Origin of the sequence: Haloferax sp. Atlit-4N (assembly GCF_003383025.1) — an archaeon.
Lineage (GTDB): Archaea > Halobacteriota > Halobacteria > Halobacteriales > Haloferacaceae > Haloferax > Haloferax gibbonsii.
In genome coordinates this window covers 708842-727278 of the sequence record NZ_PSYY01000001.1, presented here as the reverse complement: position 1 = coordinate 727278, position 18437 = coordinate 708842, and the positions used below count along the sequence as shown (strand labels likewise).

The window sequence follows — 18437 nt, the reverse complement described above, 5'->3', positions numbered from 1 at the left end:
GTTTCTCTTCTCCGCGACGAGCGGCCGTTTCCTGTCAGGCCGGCGAGCGTGACTACGACCAGTCGTCGTCATCGTCGCGCCCGAACAGCATCGCCGACCCGAGGACGACCGCGAACCACGTCAGGGCCTCCTCGGCCGCCGGCGACGCCGGAAGCGGGCGGTCCACGCCGGTCCGGTAGACGAGGAAGTAGTCGCCGTCGAGTTCGAACACTCGTGCGCCCGCGCTCGCCGACCAGAGTTCGTGGTCCGCCGTCGCCGACCCGTCTTCGATAGCCGCCCACGCGGTCGGGTATCGGTCCGGGGGGCGAGCGAGATGGTCCAGCGCCGCCGCGGCCGAGACGCGGGCCGTCGAGAGGACGTACCGGCCGTCCTCCCACGTCGATTCGCGCTCGAAGACCCGGCCGTCGTAGTAGACGAGATACAGTTCGTCGGCGTCGAGGTGCCCGGAGCCGGATTTCACGTCGGGGTGGTCCACCGCGAGCGACCCGTTCAGGGTCGCGGCCTCCAGCGCGCAGTAGCGAGTCACCGACGACCCGACCGAGCAGGCGAAGCCGTCGATGCCGTGCCACAGGTCGGAGCGCGCATCACGGTCGGGCACGACGAGTCGGTCGTCCTCGACCCCGATTTCGGCTGACTCGTAGGTGTACGTCGGTCCGGTGAGCCCGAGCGTCGGGCCCCAAAGCGGCGTGAGAATCAGGAGGACCGCGAGGCCGAGACGGAGGTGTTCGGTGGAGGGCTGTCGCATGGCGCTCCCTTCCGACCCGTCGAGGAAAGTCGTTCTGCTGTCAGGTCAGCCGGTGGAGGGCGATGGTGGCCGAGACTAGTCGTCACCCGCCGCCGGCGTCGCCCCGCGGTCGAGGACGCCCTCGCGCCACGTGCCGAGCCGGAACCACGCGACGGCGACGGCGAAGGAGGTGACGGCACCGACGACGTACGCCCACCAGAGGCCTTCGACGCCCCGCGCGAGCCCCGAGACGGTGCCGACGACCGGGAGGGAGACGGTCCACGTGAACGCGACCGCGAGGGCGACCGGAACGCGGAAAATCCACCGCGAGAGGAACGACAGCGCCATCGCGGCCTTCGTGACGCCCGCGCCGCGGAACGCCCCCTGAATCACCATCACGCCGCCGAAGAACGCCCACGACGGGGCGACGATGCGGAGGAACGTCACGCCCGCGTCGATGACCGGCTGTTCGTCGATAAAGAGACGCATCGCCTCGGCCGGGAAGGCCACCACGAGACCCGCGGCGGCGAAGAGCAGCCCCATCGTCCCCGCCATCGCGGTCCACGCGACCGAGGCGGCCCGGTCGGGCGTCCGCGCGCCGAGGTTCTGGCCGACGCCGGTCGCCGTCGCCTGTCCGACCGCGCCGGAGACAGTCCACGAGACGGACATGAGGCGGACGCCGATGCCGTAGGCCGCGGTCGGCGTCGGTCCGAACCGAGCGACGAACGCCGCCATCACGACCGCGGAGAAGCTCCGCGCCCAGCCGTCGAGCGTCGCGGGATAGCCGATATCGACCAGCTTTCTGAGGCGCTCGGGGTCGGGTCGGAGGTCGGTGGGGCGGAGTCTGACTCCCCAGTCGCCGCGCAGGAGGATGTAGACGCCGGCGGCCGTCGCGAACAGTCGGGCGACGAGCGTCGCAATCGCCGCGCCGCGGGTCCCCATCCCCGCGATTGGGCCCCAGCCGATGATGAGAATCGGGTCGAGGACGACGTTGAGGCCGGCGGAGGCGACCATGAGCCACATCGCGGTCTTCGTGTCGCCCGCGCCCTGTAGCGCCGCCCGGAACGCGAAAAACAGGAACGTGAGCGGGAGCGAGAGGAAGATGACCTCGATGTAGGCGAGCGCCTCGGTGAAGACGGCTCCCTCCGCGCCGATGAGTTCCAAAAGCGGATGTCTGAACGCGAAGCCGGCGACGGCGAGGACGACCGACACGGCGAGGGTGAGAAGCACCGTCTGGCCGACGACGCGGTCGGCCTCGCGGTCCTCGCCCGCGCCGACGTGCTGCGAGACGAGGGCGATGGTCGCCGCGGTGATTCCCATCGCGGTCGAGACGAACATCCAACTCGTCGGGAACATGAGCGAGACGGCGGCGACGGCGTCCGCACCGACGCGGCCGACCCAGAACACGTCCGCGAGGTTGTACAGCGTCTGGAGGAGGTTTCCCGCGACGAGCGGCCACGAGAGCGAGAGCAGTTTGGGCGCTATCGCCCCCTCGGTCATGTCGACTCGCGAGTCACCCGACACGGTCTCAGGTTCGGCGGGCGGAGGTTATCGCTTCTGGTGTCACGCGGCGTCGCGGCCGCATCGGCGAACACACACCTTCGCGCGCGAAGCGCGCTCACCCGCACGCCCGTATCCGCGCGCGTTGAGGCGTCTACACCCCGAATTCGGCACGAAAGGTTTAGGACAACCCCCGACATATCGCCGCTCAATGAGTAGGGGTCCGGAACTCATCATCACCGAGAAGGACAACGCCGCGAGGCGCATCGCCGACATCCTGAGCGGCGAGACCGCCTCCGCGGAGCGAATGAACGGCGTGAACGTCTACAAGTGGGGCGGCAAGCGCTGCATCGGGCTGTCGGGCCACGTCGTCGGCGTGGACTTCCCGCCGGAGTACAACGACTGGCGCGACGTGGAGCCGGTCGAACTCATCGGCGCGCCCGTCGAGAAACACCCCACGCAGGAGAACATCGTCGCCGCGCTCCGCCGGCTCGCCCGCCGCGCGGGGACGGTCACCATCGCGACCGACTACGACCGCGAGGGTGAACTCATCGGGAAAGAGGCGTACGAGCTCGTCCGCGACGTGAACGAGGACGTGCCCGTCGACCGCGTGCGGTTTTCCTCCATCACGAAGCGCGAGGTGACGGAGGCGTTCGAGAACCCCGACGACCTCGACTTCAACCTCGCCGCGGCGGGCGAGGCCCGACAGATTATCGACCTCGTCTGGGGGGCCGCGCTCACGCGCTTCCTCTCGCTTTCGGCCCGCCAGCTCGGCAACGACTTCATCTCGGTCGGTCGCGTGCAGGGACCGACGCTGAAGCTCATCGTCGACCGCGAGCGCGAAATCGAGGCGTTCGACCCCGAGGACTACTGGGAGCTGTTCTCCAAGCTGACGAAGGACGCCGACGGCGACGCCGAGTCCTTCGAGGCGCAGTACTTCTACCTCGACGACGACGGCACCGAAGCCGAGCGCATCTGGGACGAGGAGTCCGCGGAGTCGGCCTACCAGACGCTTCTCGGCGTCGAGTCCGCGGAAGTCGCGTCGGTCAACCGCCGCACGCGGACCGACACGCCGCCCGCGCCGTTCAACACCACGCAGTTCATCCGCGCCGCCGGCTCCATCGGCTACTCCGCCCAGCGGGCGATGAGCATCGCCGAGGACCTCTACACGGCCGGTTACATCACCTACCCGCGGACCGACAACACGGTGTACCCCGACGACCTCGACCCGCGCGAACTGCTCGGCGCGTTCGAGGGCGACCGCCGGTTCAAGGAGGACGCCGAATCCCTCCTCGAACAGGAGGAAATCGAGCCCACCGAGGGCGACAACGAGACGACAGACCACCCGCCGATTCACCCGACCGGCGAACTCCCCTCGGCGTCCGACCTCACCGAAGACGAGTGGGACGTCTACGAACTCGTCGTCCGACGCTTCTTCGCCACCGTCGCCGAGGACGCCGTCTGGGAGCACCTCCGCGTCGTCGCCGAGGTCGAGGGGCTCTCGCTGAAGGCCAACGGCAAGCGCCTGCTCGAAGCGGGCTACCACGACGTCTACCCGTACTTCAACTCTACCGAGTCGTTCGTGCCGGACGTCGAGGAAGGCGAGTCGCTCGTGCTGTCCGACACGCACCTCGACGCCAAGCAGACCCAGCCCCCGCGGCGCTACGGCCAGTCGCGGCTCATCGAGACGATGGAACAGATGGGCATCGGGACGAAGGCGACCCGCCACGACGTGATTCAGAAGCTCTACGACCGCGGCTACATCGAGAGCGACCCGCCGCGACCGACCCGGCTCGCGCGGGCGGTCGTGGAGGCCTCCGAGGACTTCGCGAAACTCATCGTCAGCGAGGAGATGACCTCGCAGCTCGAATCCGACATGCTGGCCATCGCCCGCGGCGAGGCCACCCTCGAAGACGTGACCGAAGAGTCCAAAGAGATGCTCCAGGACGTGTTCGAGGGGCTGATGGAGTCCCGCGAGGAGCTCGGAAAACAGCTCCAAGACTCGCTGAAAGCCGACAAGACGGTCGGTACCTGTCCCGAGTGCGGCGGCGACCTCGTCGTCAGAAAGAGCCGCCGCGGCTCGTACTTCATCGGCTGTGACTCCTATCCCGACTGCACCTACACGCTCCCGCTTCCCTCCACGGGCAAGCCGCTCATCATGGAGGAGTCCTGCGAGGAACACGACCTCCACCACATCAAGATGCTCGCCGGGCGCAAGACGTTCGTCCACGGCTGCCCGCTCTGTAAGGCCGAGGAGGCCGACGAGGAAGACGACCTCGTCATCGGGACGTGTCCCGAATGTGGAGACGAACACGACGGCGACCTCGCCATCAAGCGCCTCCGGTCTGGCTCCCGGCTCGTCGGCTGTACCCGCTATCCCGACTGCGACTACTCGCTGCCGCTGCCCCGTCGCGGCGACATCGAGGTGACGGACGAGTCCTGCGAGGAACACGACCTGCCAGAGCTCCGGATTACGTACGAAGGCGACCGCGAACCGTGGGAGCTCGGCTGTCCCATCTGCAACTACCGAGAGTATCAGGCCCAGCAGAACGGCGAGGGCGGCTCCGACCTAGAGAGCATCAGCGGTATCGGCGCGAAGACCGCCGAGAAACTGAAAGACGCCGGCATCGAGGACGTGAAGACGCTGAAGGCGTCCGAGCCCGACGACATCGCGGCGAAAGTCGAGGGCGTGGGCGCGGATACGGTTCGGAAGTGGCAGACCGCGGCGGACTGAACGACAAACCGTAACGTCACAGACACGAACCGGCCGATACCACCCGAACCCCTCATTTCATCCGCACGCTTTTTACGCCCCCTCAAGCAAAGAGCGACCAATGAGCTATCCGTGGGAAGACTGGGATCATATCACCAAAATCGACCCTGACAAGGACCTCGTCGACGGCGAGACGTTCGAAGACGTGTGTGAGACGGGCACCGACGCCCTCGAAATCGGCGGCACGCTCGACATCACAGAGGAGAAGATGGAGCGCGTCATCGAGGCGACCTCGAAGTACGACGTGCCAATCTACCAGGAGCCGTCGAACCCCGGCGTCGTCATCGACGACGACGCGCTTGACGGCTACCTCATCCCGACGGTGTTCAACGCGAGCGACTCGTTTTGGATCACCGGCGCGCACAAGGAGTGGGTCCGCATCGAAGACGGCCTCGACTGGGACCGCACCCACACCGAGGCGTACATCGTGTTGAACCCCGAGTCGTCGGTCGCCGAGTACACCGACGCCGACACCGACCAGTCCGCCGAGGACGTGGCCTCCTTCGCCCGCGTCGCCGAGAAGATGTTCGGCCAGAGAATCATCTACGTCGAGTACTCCGGCACCTACGGCGACCCCGAGAAGGTCGGCGCGGCGCACGACGCGCTCGACGACGCGACGCTGTTCTACGGCGGCGGCATCCACGACTACGACACCGCCTACGAGATGGGTCAGCACGCGGACGCGGTCGTCGTCGGCAACCTCCTGCACGACGAGGGCGTCGACGCGGTCCGCGAGACGGTCGAGGGCGCGAAGGACGCGACGGCCGAACTCGTCGCGGAGTAATCCCCACGGGCGCGGTTTCGTCTTCTACGCCGACTCCATCGACTCGGCCGACCCCGAGTTCACGCCGCCAGCGTGTGACTGCCGAGACGCATCGACGCCGAGCGCCGACGCGTTCGGCGCGCCGCGACCGAGGAGCGTCGCCGACGCGACGAGAAAGCAGAACGACGCGGTCGCGGCGAGCGCGGTGCCGACGGCCGGCACCGCGGCGCAGAGGGAGACGAGCAGGCCGGCCACGAAGCCGACGAGCGCGACCCCAGAGGCGACGCCGATAAACGAGCGGTCGAACGCGATGTCGCGCGCGACCGGAATCGCCGCGGCGAGCGACCCCTCGCGGGCGAGGGCGACCGTGGCGGCCACCGAGAGATACGAGCCCATCAGTGCCGCGAGGCCGGCCGCGACGAGACCGACGGTTTCGAGCGCGGAGAGGCCGAGGAGCCCGAGCATCGCCGGATTGGTCGCATACGTGAGCGTCGCAAGCGAGAGTCCGGAACCCGGAAGCGCGGCGGTCGCGAGGCCGACTGCGGGGAGTTGGAGCGCGACGAGCGCGGCCGAGAGACGAGCGCCGTCGGCGACCATGTCGGTGTAGTCGTCGAACGACGGGAGCGCGGTCGCGTCGCGGTCGCCGGCGCGAACGAGGCGGACCACGTAGCCCGCAAGGAGAACGCCCGCGAGCGGCGTGGCGAACGACGCGAGCGTCGCGAGGACGCCGACGAGCGTCGTATCGAACGAGGTGTCTTCGGCGAGCGGGAGGGCGAACGCGGCTTCGAGGTCTGAAACGTCCATGTCCGAGGCGAGGTGGCCGCGGGTTCGGATATAAACCTCAGTATCGGAGCCGCCGCGGTGGAAGGGCGAAACGGTTCCGATTCACTCCTCGTCGGTCGGCTCACCGTCCCAGTAGCCGACTTCGGCGTCTCGCGGGTAGTAGCCGTGGAGCGTCCGGGCGTTCTTGTCGCCGCCCGGCGGCGCGCCGCAGAACACCCCGACTTTGTCGGAGTCCGGGTAGCCCGTCACGTCGGGGTGGTTCATGGTCGAGAGCGCGAGGTACCGGAGCGGTTCGTCGCCGTCGTTCTCGATTTGTCTCGCGTAGTCGGCACCGGCGGGGAGCGCGACGTAGGTATCCGGTTCGAGGTCGAGGTCGGCCGCGCCCTCTCGTGTCCGGAGCGTGCCCGTTCCGGAGAGCACGTACAGCGCCTCTTCGTTGCCTTCGTGGTAGTGGGTCGGCCACGGGCGCTTCCCCGGCGGGACCTCGTAGAGCGAGCAGCCGAGGTCGCGGCCGCCGGCGCGTTCGGCGAGTCGCTTCCGGCGGAACGCGAAGCGGTCGCCTCGCTCGCTTTCGGACCAGTCGAGGTCGGCGACGCGGGCGGCGTTGGGTGCCGGGCCGGACTCCGAGGAAGCGTCCGCGTCGGTTCGCGGTTCGTCCGCCGGCGCGTCCGGTGAGTCGGGAGCCATACCGGGAGGACACGCGCAGCGAACTAAGTACCACGGTACCACAGACCCTGTCAACGAGTACCCCACATCGTCCCGCTTCTCGGTGGATTCGACACTCGAACGCGTCCGAGCGAGGCGAAGACACGATGTTTAAGACGAACGGTCGGGAACCACGTCGTATGCGAAACCGAACGTACACGGCCGACGCCGAACCCGGTGACACGGTCACCGTCGCCGGCTGGGTCCACGAAGTTCGTGACCTCGGCGGCATCGCGTTTCTGATTCTCCGGGACACCTCCGGCAAGATTCAGGTCAAGTTCGAGAAAGACGAGATGGACGACGACCTCGTCGAGACGGGTCTCGGCGTCCACCGCGAGAGCGTCATCTCCGTGACCGGCGAGGTCGCAGAGGAGCCCCGCGCGCCGACGGGCGTCGAAGTCACGCCCGAGAGCCTCGACGTCATCGCCGAGGCCGAAGCGCAGCTCCCGCTCGACCCCTCCGGCAAGGTCGACGCCGAGCTCTCGACGCGCCTCGACAACCGCACGCTCGACCTCCGCAAGGACGAGGTCAAGGCCATCTTCGAGATTCGCGCCGAGGTCCAGCGCGCCGTCCGCGAGCAGTTCCGCGACCTCCGCGCCACCGAGATCAACACGCCGAAAATCGTCGCCACGGGGACCGAGGGCGGCACCGAGCTGTTCCCCATCACGTACTTCGGCAAGGAAGCGTTCATGAACCAGTCGCCGCAGCTGTTCAAGCAGCTGATGGTCGGTTCCGGACTCGAACGCGTCTTCGAGGTCGGCCCCATCTTCCGCGCCGAAGAGCACAACACGCCCCGCCACCTCAACGAGGCGACCTCCATCGACTTCGAGTCGGCGTTCATCGACCACACCGAGGCGATGGACGTGTGCGAGGCCGTCGTCAAGGCCGCCTACGAGGCCGTCGAGGAGCACTGCCAGGACGAACTCGAAGCGCTCGGTCTCGAAGACGAGTTCGAAGCGCCGTCCGGCGAGTTCCCGCGGCTCAGCTACGAGGAGGCCATCCAGCGCATCAACGCCACGGGCAAGCTCGACGAGCAGCTCGTCTGGGGCGACGACCTCCCCACCGAAGGCGAGAAGGCGCTCGGCGAGGACGTCGGCGAGCACTACTTCATCACCGACTGGCCCAGCGAGATCAAGCCGTTCTACATCAAGGACCACGACGACGACGAGACTCTCTCGACGGGCTTCGACATGATGCACCCGAACATGGAGCTCGTCTCGGGCGGCCAGCGTGAACACCGCTTCGACCACCTCGTCGCCGGCTTCGAGCAGCAGGGCCTCGACCCCGACGCGTTCGAGTACTACACGAAGATGTTCAAGTACGGCATGCCCCCGCACGCCGGCTTCGGACTCGGCGGCGAGCGACTCATCATGACGATGCTCGGACTGGAGAACATCCGGGAAGCGGTTCTGTTCCCGCGCGACCGGCAGCGCCTGTCGCCCTAGGCGACGGCGCAACACGAGCGCGGGAGCAACGCCACGCGTTGCGAGTGAGCTCCCGCGCGACTGCCACCATCTGAGCCCGTACGGGCGAAGACGCACCCACCGACGCGCCCCATTTTTGCGAAACAGTCGTTACCTCCCGGACACGTTAGAACACCATGCACGAACGTCGTCGTCGCGAGGGATACCGATGACCGACCCGAAGCGAATCGTCGACGACGCCATCGACGACGCGGGCGACGACGAGGACTCGGCGCTCGAAGAGCTGGTCGCCGGCGTCGTCATGGGGCTCATCTTTCTGGTCGGATTCGGCCTGCTCGCGCTCGGAGTGTCGTGGTTCTGGATCGTCTTCCCGGTCGGTTTCGCGGGCGTGCTCCCCGCCGCGATAGCTCTCGTCCGCATCTACGAGTCCCGCCGCGGCGGCGACGCGGGCGAGTCGTTGACGACCGAGACCGAAGACGCGCTCGAAACGCTCCGCCGGCGCTACGCGACCGGCGAGCTCTCCGAGGAGGAGTTCGAGGCGAAAGTCGAGCGGCTGTTGGAGACGGAGACGGTCGCGGACGCTCGCAAAACGGCGGAATCGCGACGAACGACCCGTGAGGACGAAGCGACCGAATACGAGCGTTCCTGAGTCAGACTCGATACGAACGCGGACGCGACGAAACGCAACACCGTTAACCGACCCCCGTCGTAGAACGACCGATGAGCGACGACGCGACGGCGTTCGTGCCCGGCCACGTCACGGGCTTTTTCAGCGCCCACCCCGCCGCCGACCCGGCGGTCGCCGGTTCCCGCGGCGCGGGGCTGACACTCTCCCACGGCGTCACCGTGACGGTCGAACCGGCGCAGGAGACGACCGTCACCCTCGACGGCGAGGCGGTCGAGATGCCGCCCGTGGCGGACGTACTTGCGGCGCTCGGCGCGACGGCCGCGGTCGACGCCGAAAGCGACCTGCCCCTCGGCGCGGGCTTCGGCGTCTCGGGCGCGATGGCGCTCGGGACCGCGCTGGCGGCGAACGCCGTCTTCTCCCGCGGACGCTCGGAAAACGAACTCGTCACCCTCGCCCACGTGGCCGAGGTCCGCGCGGGGACCGGCCTCGGCGACGTGGTCGCGCAGGCCCGCGGCGGGATGCCGATTCGGGTCGAACCCGGCGCGCCGGCCCACGGCCGGATGGACGGCGTCCCCGCGCGCCCCGAAATCGAGTACGTCGCGTTCGGCGGGCTCTCGACGGCCGACGTGCTGTCGGGAGACACGACAGCACTCACCGCCGCCGGCGAGGCGGCCCTCGAAGAGCTCCGCGCCGAGCCGACGCTCGACCGCTTCGTCGCCGAGTCGCGACGGTTCGCCCGCGACGCCAGCCTGTTGACCGACCGGGTCGAAGCCGCAATCGACGACGTGCGCGCGGCCGGCGGCGACGGGGCGATGGCGATGCTCGGCGAGACGGTGTTCGCGGTCGGGACGGGGCTGTCGGACGCCGGCTACGACCCAGAGCGCTGTCGCGTCCACCCCGCCGGCGCGACGCTGCGGAGCGAGTAAGCGGCCGCGAGGGCGACCTCGCGGTCGGGGGCGGTGCGAAATCTCGCCCGCGCCGATGAGAAAACGTGTTACTGTCGCGGCGACGACCCACCACCAATGAGCGACATCGAGATTCCCGAGAGCCACCCGAGATACCAGTCGCTTCTCACCCGCCACCGCATCGAGGAAGGCGTCGAGAAGGGTATCACGAGCCGACAGGGACTCATCGCGCAGGGGCGCGGCGAGGCGTTCGATTACCTCCTCGGCGAGCGGACGATTCCGAGCGCGGACGAGGCCGCGCGGGCGGCCGCGGCGCACCTCCTGCTCGCCGACCACCCGGTCATCTCGGTCAACGGGAACGTCGCGGCGCTCTGCCCCGGCGAAATCGTCGAACTCGCGGCGGCCGTCGACGCCGACATCGAAGTCAATCTGTTCAACCGCACCGACGAGCGCATGCGGGCCATCGTCGACCACCTGCGCGACCACGGCGCGGACGAGGTGAAGGGACTCACCGCCGACGGGCGGATTCCGGGCATCGACCACGAGCGCGCGAAGGTCGACGCCGACGGCATCGGGAGCGCCGACGTGGTCGTCGTCCCGCTGGAGGACGGCGACCGGGCCGAGGCGCTCGGCGCGATGGACAAAGTCGAAATCGTCGTCGACCTCAACCCGATGTCGCGGTCGGCGCAGGTCGCCACGGTCCCCATCGTGGACAACATCGTGCGCGCCGTGCCGAACATCACCGCTCACGCCCGCGACCTGCGAGACGCGGGCGCGACGCGCGAGGAACTGGAGACCATCGTCGCCGCGTTCGACGCCGACGCCGCCCTCGACGCGGCAGAGCGAGCGATTCGTGCGGGCACAGACGACGAGTAAGCGACCGATACCGCTCGTCGCCGTCTCTCGACGTCCACAGAAAGTATTCTTCTGTTGACGAGTATAGCACGGGTATGCCCTCCACCGATACGAGCGCGCCCGACGAAGGCGGGGCGACGGACGCTTCGACCGACGACGCGGCCGACGAAGACGGCGAGAGCGACACGTCGCTTCTGGACCGCTTCGTCGACGTGCTGTGGATTCTCCCGTGGTGAGCGTCGCTATCCGAACCCGCTCACCAGCACCGCGAGCCACTGGGCCGGGTCGCGTCGCCGGCGCACCTCGACCGCATCGACCCACTTGACCCACTGGAAGCCGCGTCGGTTCGGCGCGACCAGTCGGAGCGGCGCGCCGTGGCCGTGCGAGAGCGGTTCGCCGACGACGCGGGTCGCAAGCAACATCTCCCGGGCCTCCGCGATTGGGAAGGACCACCGGAAGCCCGTCACCGACCGGACCGTCACCCACCGCGCTGACGAGTGAACACCGGCGCTATCGAGCGCGTCGCCGAGTCTCACGCCGGTCCAGTTCTGCTCGGTGTACCACCCGCTCGTGCAGTCCAAGAGGACCGACCGCGTCTCGTCGGGCGCGAGGTCCGCCCGGTCGAGTTCGAGCGGACGGTCGACCAGTCCCGCGACCGAAAGGGACCACGAGTCGTGGTCGACGGGGTCGGGGTCGTCGGCGACCCAACTCGTCACCGGAAAGGCGTCGTTGCCCTCGCCGGGCGGGAGCGGCCGCGACCCGGTGAATCGTCGACCGACGCCGCGGAGCGACCCCACCGTCTCGGTCGCGCGGTAGCTCGCCGCGCCGAAGACGAGTATCGCGCCGTACTGGAGCGCCCGGCGTCGCTCCGCGAAGTCGACCGCGCGGGGTGCGCGGAAGCGCGCCCGGAGGTGGACGAGAAGGACTGGAATGACGAGCAGGCCGAAGCCGATGTGGACGTTGAGAAGCGTCCAGAAGGCGATTCGGACCTCGACGCCGAGCACCCACGCGATGCCGGTACCGAGTGCCGCGAGCGCGACGACCGCGAGGAGAATCGAGACGGCTGTGTGGCGGTCCCGGAGCCGCGAGTCGACCACGCGGTGGCGGACCCGATAGAGTTTGAAGCCGACGAGCGCGACCAGCGAGAGGCCGGCGACGCCGTGGACGACGAACAGGAGGACGTTGGCCGGATGGCCGGCTCCGAGGCTCAGCACGCCCGAGAGCGTCTCGAAGACGACGAGCGCGAAGATGGACCAGTCGACCGCCCGCGGCGGCGGTTCGAACCGCCGGAGCGCGCGGGTCGCGCGGCTTGCCATGAGAAGTGATAGCGTTTCGAACGGGAATAGGGTGTCGAGAGAGACGGCGAGAACGGAGCCGGGCGCGAAACGAAGATGGGGACGGAGACGGAGACGGGGACGGGGACGGGGACGGGGACGAAGACGAGCGCGAAAACCGAGCGGCGGTTCAGTCGTCGGCCGTCAGCGCCGCGGGGAGGTCCGCCGGAAGGCGGTCGCGGTCGTGTTCCGCCTCGAAGTCGAGGTCGGGGCCGACGCCGTAGATGCGCTTGGGGTTGATGTCGCCGTGGCTGACGAAGTAGTGCCGGACGATGTGGTCCATGTTGACCGTCTTTGCGACCCCCAGAAGCTGGTAGAGTTCCTTCGTGTAGTTCCAGAGGTTGTCGTACTCGTGGATGGCCTTCTTGTTACACTTGAAGTGCGTGTGGTAGACGTGGTCGAAGCGAATCAGCGTCGCGAACATCGCGATGTCCGCCTCGGTGAGCACGTCGCCGGCGAGGAACCGCTGGTCGTCGAGGACCTCGTCCCAGTGGTCCAGCGCGTCGAACAGTTCCTCGACGGCCTCCTCGTAGGCTTCTTGGGTCGTCGCGAACCCGGCGCGGTAGACGCCGTTGTTGACCGGCTCGTAAATCTCGTCGATGAGGCGGTCGACCTCCTCCTCGTAACCGTCGGGGTTGAGGTCCACGTCGTTGTCGGCGATGGGGTCGAACGCCTCGTCGAGCATCCGCATTATCTCGCGTGACTCGTTGTTGACGATAGTCTCGCGCTCTTTGTCCCACAGCACGGGCACGGTGACGCGCCCGGTGAACTCGTCGTCGGCGCGGAGGTAGATGTCGCGGAGGAACTCCTCGCCGTACAGCGGGTCCGGGAGGTCCTCGGAGAACTCCCAGCCGTCGTCGATGCGGACGGGTTCGACGAGCGACAGCGAAATCGCGTCTTCGAGGCCCTTCAGCGCGCGCGTCATCGCGGTGCGGTGTGCCCACGGGCACGCCCGACAGATGTAGAGGTGGTATCGCCCGGCCTCGACCGGGAACCGCTCGTCCTCGCCGACCCAGTTGCGGAAGTCGGTCGTCTGGCGCTCGAACTCGCCGTCTTCGTTGTTGGCGACGAACTTGTCGGTTCGCCACTCGCCTTCGTAGAGCATGTTCATGCTACCACGACCTGGAGTGCTCGCATGTCCGTCCGTTGGGACCTGAACACCAAAAGTTGGGAGGCGACATCGGTGTAACCGGCCGGCTATCCGGGGCGGCGACGCATGTCGTCACCTCGTGTAAGAGAGTCGTCAGAATCGGCACAGCCCCGTGTGATTCGATTACACAGTCACACCCGCGCGACTAACTCGGTGACTGTCAGTTTGAGAAAAAGCCATCATAGATTATGACAATTGTGGGGATGTCGCATGGTGGTACTAGACATCGAGACGGAGGATGGACAGCGCGAGGCGCTTCGCCGGATGCTCACGATTCGAGCGTTCGACACGAAAGCGGCCGACCTATTCAGCGACGGCGAACTCCCCGGGTTCGTCCACCTCTACGTCGGTGAGGAAGCGGTCGGGGTCGGCGCGTGTTCGGCCCTCGAATCGGACGACTACATCACGAGCACCCACAGGGGACACGGCCACTGCATCGCGAAGGGCCTCGACCCGGACCTGATGATGGCCGAACTGTTCGGCAAGGCCAACGGCTACTGTAACGGCAAAGGCGGGTCGATGCACATCGCGGACGTCGACGCGGGGATGCTCGGGGCGAACGGCATCGTCGGCGCGGGGCCGCCGCTGGCGACGGGTGCCGCGCTCACCTCGCATCTGAAGGGCGAAGACACCGTCGCGCTGGCGTTCTTCGGCGACGGCGCGGTCGCACAGGGACAGGTCCACGAGGCCATCAACCTCGCGGCGACGTGGAACCTCCCGGCGGTGTTCCTCGTCGAAAACAACCAGTACGGCGAGGCGACACCCGTCGAGAAACAGCACAACGTCCAGAACCTCAGCGAGACCGCGGAGGCGTACAACATCCCCGGTTTCACCGTCGACGGGATGGACATCACCGCGGTCTACGAGGCCGTCAAGGAGGCGCGCAAGCGGGCCGCCGACGGCGAGGGACCGACGTTCATCGAGGCCGAGACGTATCGGTACCACGGCCACTTCGAGGGCGACCAACAGCCGTACCGGACCGAGGAGGACGTCGCGATTTGGAAGGACCGCGACGCCATCGAGTCGTTCAAGCGACGACTCGTGGACGCGGGGACGATAACCGAAGACGAGTTCGACGAGATGAAAGCCGAAATCGACCAGCAGATCGAAGACGCCGTCGGGAAGGCGAAAGACGCGGCGTACCCGGACCCGAGCGAGGCGTACGAAGACATGTTCAACGCGGCCGTTCCGGAGATTAGCGACTTCTCCAGCGGGATGCGGGCCGACGGAGGTGAGGACCGATGAGCACCGAGACCAGCAGCGGGACCGGCCCGGACCAGACGAAGGAGATGACCATCCGGGAGGCGATTCGACTCGCCCTCCGCGAGGAACTCGAACGCGACGACGACGTGTTCGTCATGGGCGAGGACGTCGGGAAGTTCGGCGGCGTCTACGAGGTCACAGGCGACCTCGTCGAGCAGTTCGGCGAGGAGCGCGTCCGCGACACGCCCATCAGCGAAGCCGGCTTCATGGGCGCGGCGGTCGGCGCTGCGGCGACCGGAACGCGGCCGGTCGTCGAAATCATGTTCTCGGACTTCATCGGCGTCTGCTCCGAGCAGATAATCAACCAGATGGCGAAGAACCGCTACATGTTCGGCGGTAAGACGGAGATGCCCGTCACCGTCAGAACGACCGAGGGCGGCGGGAGCGGCGCGGCCAGCCAGCACTCCGGGACGATTCACACGTGGTTTGCCCACTTCCCCGGCGTGATGGCCGTCGCGCCCGCGACGCCGGCGTCCGCCAAGGGGCTGTTGAAGTCGGCCATCCGGTCCGACGACCCGGTCATCGTCTTCGAGAACAAGCAGATATACGAACAGAAGGGCGAGGTGCCGCTCGACGACGACTTCACCATCCCAATCGGCACCGCGAGCGTCGAGCGCGAGGGCGAGGACGTGACCGTCGTCGCCACCCAGCGCATGGTCGGCGAGTCGCTCGAACTCGCCGAGGAACTCGCGGGACAGACGAGCGTCGAGGTCATCGACCTCCGGTCGCTCTACCCGATGGACACCGAGACGCTGGTCGAGAGCGTCAAAAAGACCGGTCGCCTCGTCATCGCCGACGAAAGCCCGCTGTCGTACGGGACCCACGCTGAGGTGGCGACGCGCGTCATGGAGAACGCGTTCTACAGCCTCGACGCGCCCATCCAGCGGGTCGGCGTCGCCGACGTTCACATCCCCTTCAGCCCCGCGCTCGAAGAGGAGGTGCTTCCCCACGGCTCCGACGTGGAAGCCGCAATCAACCGCATCGTGTAAGTGACGACCACTATCGGTCTCGTCGTCAACCCCGCCGCCGGCCGCGACATCCGTCGGCTCACCGGCGGCGCGAGCGTCAGTAACAACTACGCGAAACGCCGCACCGCGGGCTGTGTCCTCGCGGGGCTGACGCTCGCCGACGACGTGGACGTGCTCGTCATGCCCGACAGCACGGGGCTCGCCGACCGCATCGTCGACGACGCGCCCGATGAACTCGGCGTCGAGTTCGTGGACATGACGGTCACGGCGTCGGGACGGGACAGCAGAACGGCCGCGGCCCACTTCGCGGACCACGCCGACGCCGTCGTCGTCCTCGGCGGCGACGGCACGACGCGGGACGTGGCCCAGACCATCGGCGACGTGCCGGTCGTGAGCATCTCGACGGGGACGAACAACGTCGTCCCGACGCCCGTCGACGGCACCGTCGCGGGCGCGGCCGCCGCGCTCGTCGGAAGCGGAGCCGTCCCCGCCGCGGAGGCGACGACGCGCCACGGGACCATCGAGGTCAACGTCGTCCGGGCCGAACAGACGACGGTCATCCGCGGGCTCGCAACCGTCGGCGTTCTCGACCGCCCCTTCGTCGGCACGCGGGCGATTCTCGACCCGAGCGACATCGTCGGCGGCGTCGTCTCGCGGTCGTCGCCCGCCGAAATCGGGCTCTCGGGAATCGCCGGCGGTCTCGTCACGCACCGGCCGGACGACCCCGGCGGCGTCGGCTTCCGACTGGCTCGCGACGGCGAGAGCGGAGCGACCGCCCCAACGACGGTCAGGGCGATTACCGTCCCCGGACGACTCTCGACGGTCGACGTGGCTGAACACCGCGTCCTCGACGACGGCGAGGACTACGCGTTCGAGGTCGACCGCGGGGTCGTCAGCGTCGACGGCGAGCGGGAACACGAGGTGCGAAACGGGACCGTCCGCCTCCGCCCGGTGAGCGACGGCCCGCGACTGGTCGACGTCGAGTCGGTCCTCGAACGAGCGGCCAGCGACGGGCGCTTCAGGCTCGGGTGAGCCGGCGGCCCCGACCCGGCCCGGCCTGACCGACCAGTTCGGCCGCCGATTTTTTCACCGCCCGCCGGCGGCGATGACGAGCGACCACGGGTTCTCGACGTGTTCGACGAGCGTGCCGAGCATGCGGGCCGCGTCCGCCCCGTCGACGATGCGGTGGTCGAACGACAGCGAAAAGGAGATAACTCGCCGGACGGCCACGTCGCCGTCGTCGGTCGGCACGGCCTCCCGGCGAATCGTGTTGACGCCGAGGATGGCGACCTGCGGCGGGTTGATGACCGGGTCGAACGACTCGACGCCGAGGACGCCGAGGTTCGAGACGGTGAACGTGCCCCCCGAGAGGTCGTCCATCGTGAAGTCACCCGACAGCGCCCGCTGGGTGACCTCGGCGCGGGTCTCGGCGAGTTCGGCGAGCGACAGCGAGGCCACGTCGCGGACGACCGGCGCGATGAGTCCCTCGTCGATATCGACCGCGATGCAGACGTTGTGCTCCCCGTGGAGCCTGTGGACGCCGTCCTCGAAGGTCGCGTTGAACTCGGGGTGTTCGTCGAGGGACGCCGAGAGCGCGAGGAGCAGTACGTCCGTTATCGACACGTCCACGCCGAGGGCGTCGTCGGCGGCGTTCGCCGCGGCGAGCAGTTCCTCCGCGTCGGCGCGGCGGTCGATTGTGACGTGGACCGCCTCACGGTAGCTCTCGCCGAGGCGGTCGGCGATGGTGCGGCGCATCCCCGACAGCGGCCGCTCCGTCTCGACCGGTTCGCTCGCGGCGGTCGCATCGGCCCCGGCGGTCGCCGGCGAGTCGGTTGCCGCCGCGCTCGCGCCGCCCGCCGCCCGCACGTCGGACTCGGTGATGCGGCCGTTCTGTCCCGTGCCCTCGACCGCCGCGATGTCGACGCCGAGTTCGCGGGCGAGGCGGCGGGCGCTCGGCGGGGCAAACACGCGCTTGTCCGCCGTGTCGGCGGTCGCTCCGGAGTCGTCGGTCTCGGCGGGCGTCGCGGACTCCGCCGCGGCTTCCACGTCGCTCTCGGTGATTGCCCCCTGCGGCCCGGTTCCCTCGACGGCCGTGAGGTCGAGCCCGAGGTCGTCCGCGAGTCGCTTCGCGCGCGGCGACGCGCGGACCTCGCCGTTCCCTGACGCCCCGCTCGACCCGCTCGACCGTCGTTTCGCCACCGACGAGGCGTCGCCAGTCGCCGCCGTCTCGGTCGTCTCGGCCGTGCCAGCGTCCGCCGCCGCGTCGTCAGTCGCGGCGGATTCCTCGCCACCCTCGCCGACGCCCGCGTCCGCCTCCAACTGGGTGATGTCCTCGTCCGCACCGGCGACGATTGCCAGCGCGCCGCCGGGCGCTGTCGACTCGCCCTCGGCGAGGACGACGCGCCGCAGGACGCCGTCTTCCTTGGCGTCGATTTCCGCCGTCGTCTTCTCCGACTCGATTTCGGCGATTGGCTCGCCCTCGGTGACCTCGTCGCCCTCCGAGACGAGCCACGCCGAGAGCTCGCCCGACTTCATCTCCAGTCCCAGTTTGGGCATCTTGACTACGTACGCCATGGCAGTAACATACACAATAGAACGTGATATACCTAGGTCGGCGAGTCCGCCGACCAACAGGCTTTACTACTGGGTGATATCACTAGGT

Annotated in this window: 17 protein-coding genes; 10 read left to right on the top strand and 7 right to left on the bottom strand. The window is 68.3% G+C overall.

The genetic code is table 11. From position 1 onward, the window contains the following. Window positions 1-52 precede the first annotated feature (52 nt). Entirely contained in the window at window positions 53-745 is a 693-nt protein-coding gene (locus tag C5C07_RS03830) for a hypothetical protein (protein WP_115804588.1), read from the bottom strand. A 75-nt stretch (window positions 746-820) separates the two neighbouring features. Next, a complete protein-coding gene (locus tag C5C07_RS03825) occupies window positions 821-2248 on the bottom strand; it encodes an MATE family efflux transporter (protein WP_004972894.1) in 1428 nt (475 codons plus the stop codon). Window positions 2249-2435: 187 nt separating this feature from the next. Between C5C07_RS03825 and C5C07_RS03820 the strand changes: the two genes are divergently transcribed. Together C5C07_RS03820 and C5C07_RS03815 are read left to right on the top strand one after the other, a co-directional pair. Continuing rightward, window positions 2436-4958 carry a DNA topoisomerase I gene (locus tag C5C07_RS03820; protein ID WP_004972896.1) on the top strand — a complete coding sequence of 841 codons (2523 nt, stop codon included), beginning with the start codon at window positions 2436-2438 and terminating at the stop codon, window positions 4956-4958. A gap of 100 nt (window positions 4959-5058) precedes the next feature. Next, window positions 5059-5781: a phosphoglycerol geranylgeranyltransferase gene (locus C5C07_RS03815; protein ID WP_004972898.1), complete on the top strand. Its 723-nt coding sequence runs from the start codon at window positions 5059-5061 to the stop codon at window positions 5779-5781. Window positions 5782-5805: 24 nt separating this feature from the next. Here the strand turns inward: C5C07_RS03815 and C5C07_RS03810 are convergent, their stop codons facing one another. Next, window positions 5806-6564: a DUF4013 domain-containing protein gene (locus C5C07_RS03810; protein WP_004972899.1), complete on the bottom strand. Its 759-nt coding sequence runs from the start codon at window positions 6562-6564 to the stop codon at window positions 5806-5808. A gap of 81 nt (window positions 6565-6645) precedes the next feature. Continuing rightward, window positions 6646-7230: a cupin domain-containing protein gene (locus tag C5C07_RS03805; protein WP_004972906.1), complete on the bottom strand. Its 585-nt coding sequence runs from the start codon at window positions 7228-7230 to the stop codon at window positions 6646-6648. A gap of 158 nt (window positions 7231-7388) precedes the next feature. Between C5C07_RS03805 and aspS the strand changes: the two genes are divergently transcribed. The 5 genes from aspS to C5C07_RS21575 all read left to right on the top strand — a co-directional run bounded on the left by aspS (window position 7389) and on the right by C5C07_RS21575 (window position 11296). Continuing rightward, complete coding sequence (gene aspS, locus C5C07_RS03800; RefSeq protein WP_004972908.1) at window positions 7389-8693, top strand: aspartate--tRNA(Asn) ligase; 1305 nt, start codon at window positions 7389-7391, stop codon at window positions 8691-8693. A gap of 187 nt (window positions 8694-8880) precedes the next feature. Further along, the gene (locus C5C07_RS03795) at window positions 8881-9321 is read left to right on the top strand and encodes an SHOCT domain-containing protein (RefSeq protein WP_115804587.1); all 441 of its coding nucleotides are present in this window, start codon (window positions 8881-8883) and stop codon (window positions 9319-9321) included. Window positions 9322-9392: 71 nt separating this feature from the next. Then, complete coding sequence (locus C5C07_RS03790) at window positions 9393-10226, top strand: pantoate kinase (RefSeq protein ID WP_050458709.1); 834 nt, start codon at window positions 9393-9395, stop codon at window positions 10224-10226. Window positions 10227-10322: 96 nt separating this feature from the next. After that, window positions 10323-11081, top strand: coding sequence for a 4-phosphopantoate--beta-alanine ligase (locus tag C5C07_RS03785; RefSeq protein WP_115804586.1), 759 nt, complete (start codon window positions 10323-10325; stop codon window positions 11079-11081). A 74-nt stretch (window positions 11082-11155) separates the two neighbouring features. Further along, on the top strand, window positions 11156-11296 hold the full coding sequence (locus tag C5C07_RS21575; protein WP_199522720.1) for a hypothetical protein: 141 nt from the start codon (window positions 11156-11158) through the stop codon (window positions 11294-11296). A 6-nt stretch (window positions 11297-11302) separates the two neighbouring features. Here C5C07_RS21575 and C5C07_RS03780 read toward each other — a convergent pair whose 3' ends face one another. Both C5C07_RS03780 and C5C07_RS03775 read right to left on the bottom strand, forming a co-directional pair. Beyond that, a complete protein-coding gene (locus tag C5C07_RS03780) occupies window positions 11303-12376 on the bottom strand; it encodes a molybdopterin-dependent oxidoreductase (RefSeq protein WP_115804585.1) in 1074 nt (357 codons plus the stop codon). A gap of 148 nt (window positions 12377-12524) precedes the next feature. Further along, entirely contained in the window at window positions 12525-13505 is a 981-nt protein-coding gene (locus tag C5C07_RS03775) for a glutathione S-transferase family protein (protein WP_115804584.1), read from the bottom strand. Between the two features lie 249 nt (window positions 13506-13754). Between C5C07_RS03775 and C5C07_RS03770 the strand changes: the two genes are divergently transcribed. Genes C5C07_RS03770 through C5C07_RS03760 form a run of 3 tightly spaced genes read left to right on the top strand, consistent with a single transcriptional unit; the run spans window position 13755 to window position 16807 of the window. Next, window positions 13755-14789, top strand: a complete 1035-nt coding sequence (locus C5C07_RS03770; RefSeq protein WP_004972921.1) for a thiamine pyrophosphate-dependent dehydrogenase E1 component subunit alpha — start codon at window positions 13755-13757, stop codon at window positions 14787-14789. Further along, entirely contained in the window at window positions 14786-15796 is a 1011-nt protein-coding gene (locus C5C07_RS03765; RefSeq protein ID WP_004972922.1) for an alpha-ketoacid dehydrogenase subunit beta, read from the top strand. The genes C5C07_RS03770 and C5C07_RS03765 overlap by 4 nt, the downstream gene beginning before the upstream one ends. Further along, window positions 15797-16807, top strand: coding sequence for an NAD(+)/NADH kinase (locus tag C5C07_RS03760; protein ID WP_004972924.1), 1011 nt, complete (start codon window positions 15797-15799; stop codon window positions 16805-16807). It begins immediately after the preceding gene. A 54-nt stretch (window positions 16808-16861) separates the two neighbouring features. Here C5C07_RS03760 and C5C07_RS03755 read toward each other — a convergent pair whose 3' ends face one another. After that, window positions 16862-18349: a dihydrolipoamide acetyltransferase family protein gene (locus tag C5C07_RS03755; RefSeq protein WP_049904952.1), complete on the bottom strand. Its 1488-nt coding sequence runs from the start codon at window positions 18347-18349 to the stop codon at window positions 16862-16864. Between the last annotated feature and the right edge of the window lie 88 nt (window positions 18350-18437).

What these genes read in the sequence shown, in the direction of transcription:
- C5C07_RS03830 (WP_115804588.1), bottom strand. Translation starts at nt 745, where the DNA reads ATGCGACAGCCCTCCACCGAACACCTCCGTCTCGGCCTCGCGGTCCTC.
- C5C07_RS03820 (WP_004972896.1), top strand. Translation starts at nt 2,436, where the DNA reads ATGAGTAGGGGTCCGGAACTCATCATCACCGAGAAGGACAACGCCGCG.
- C5C07_RS03815 (WP_004972898.1), top strand. Translation starts at nt 5,059, where the DNA reads ATGAGCTATCCGTGGGAAGACTGGGATCATATCACCAAAATCGACCCT.
- C5C07_RS03810 (WP_004972899.1), bottom strand. Translation starts at nt 6,564, where the DNA reads ATGGACGTTTCAGACCTCGAAGCCGCGTTCGCCCTCCCGCTCGCCGAA.
- C5C07_RS03805 (WP_004972906.1), bottom strand. Translation starts at nt 7,230, where the DNA reads ATGGCTCCCGACTCACCGGACGCGCCGGCGGACGAACCGCGAACCGAC.
- aspS (WP_004972908.1), top strand. Translation starts at nt 7,389, where the DNA reads ATGCGAAACCGAACGTACACGGCCGACGCCGAACCCGGTGACACGGTC.
- C5C07_RS03795 (WP_115804587.1), top strand. Translation starts at nt 8,881, where the DNA reads ATGACCGACCCGAAGCGAATCGTCGACGACGCCATCGACGACGCGGGC.
- C5C07_RS03790 (WP_050458709.1), top strand. Translation starts at nt 9,393, where the DNA reads ATGAGCGACGACGCGACGGCGTTCGTGCCCGGCCACGTCACGGGCTTT.
- C5C07_RS03785 (WP_115804586.1), top strand. Translation starts at nt 10,323, where the DNA reads ATGAGCGACATCGAGATTCCCGAGAGCCACCCGAGATACCAGTCGCTT.
- C5C07_RS21575 (WP_199522720.1), top strand. Translation starts at nt 11,156, where the DNA reads ATGCCCTCCACCGATACGAGCGCGCCCGACGAAGGCGGGGCGACGGAC.
- C5C07_RS03780 (WP_115804585.1), bottom strand. Translation starts at nt 12,376, where the DNA reads ATGGCAAGCCGCGCGACCCGCGCGCTCCGGCGGTTCGAACCGCCGCCG.
- C5C07_RS03775 (WP_115804584.1), bottom strand. Translation starts at nt 13,505, where the DNA reads ATGAACATGCTCTACGAAGGCGAGTGGCGAACCGACAAGTTCGTCGCC.
- C5C07_RS03770 (WP_004972921.1), top strand. Translation starts at nt 13,755, where the DNA reads ATGGTGGTACTAGACATCGAGACGGAGGATGGACAGCGCGAGGCGCTT.
- C5C07_RS03765 (WP_004972922.1), top strand. Translation starts at nt 14,786, where the DNA reads ATGAGCACCGAGACCAGCAGCGGGACCGGCCCGGACCAGACGAAGGAG.
- C5C07_RS03755 (WP_049904952.1), bottom strand. Translation starts at nt 18,349, where the DNA reads ATGGCGTACGTAGTCAAGATGCCCAAACTGGGACTGGAGATGAAGTCG.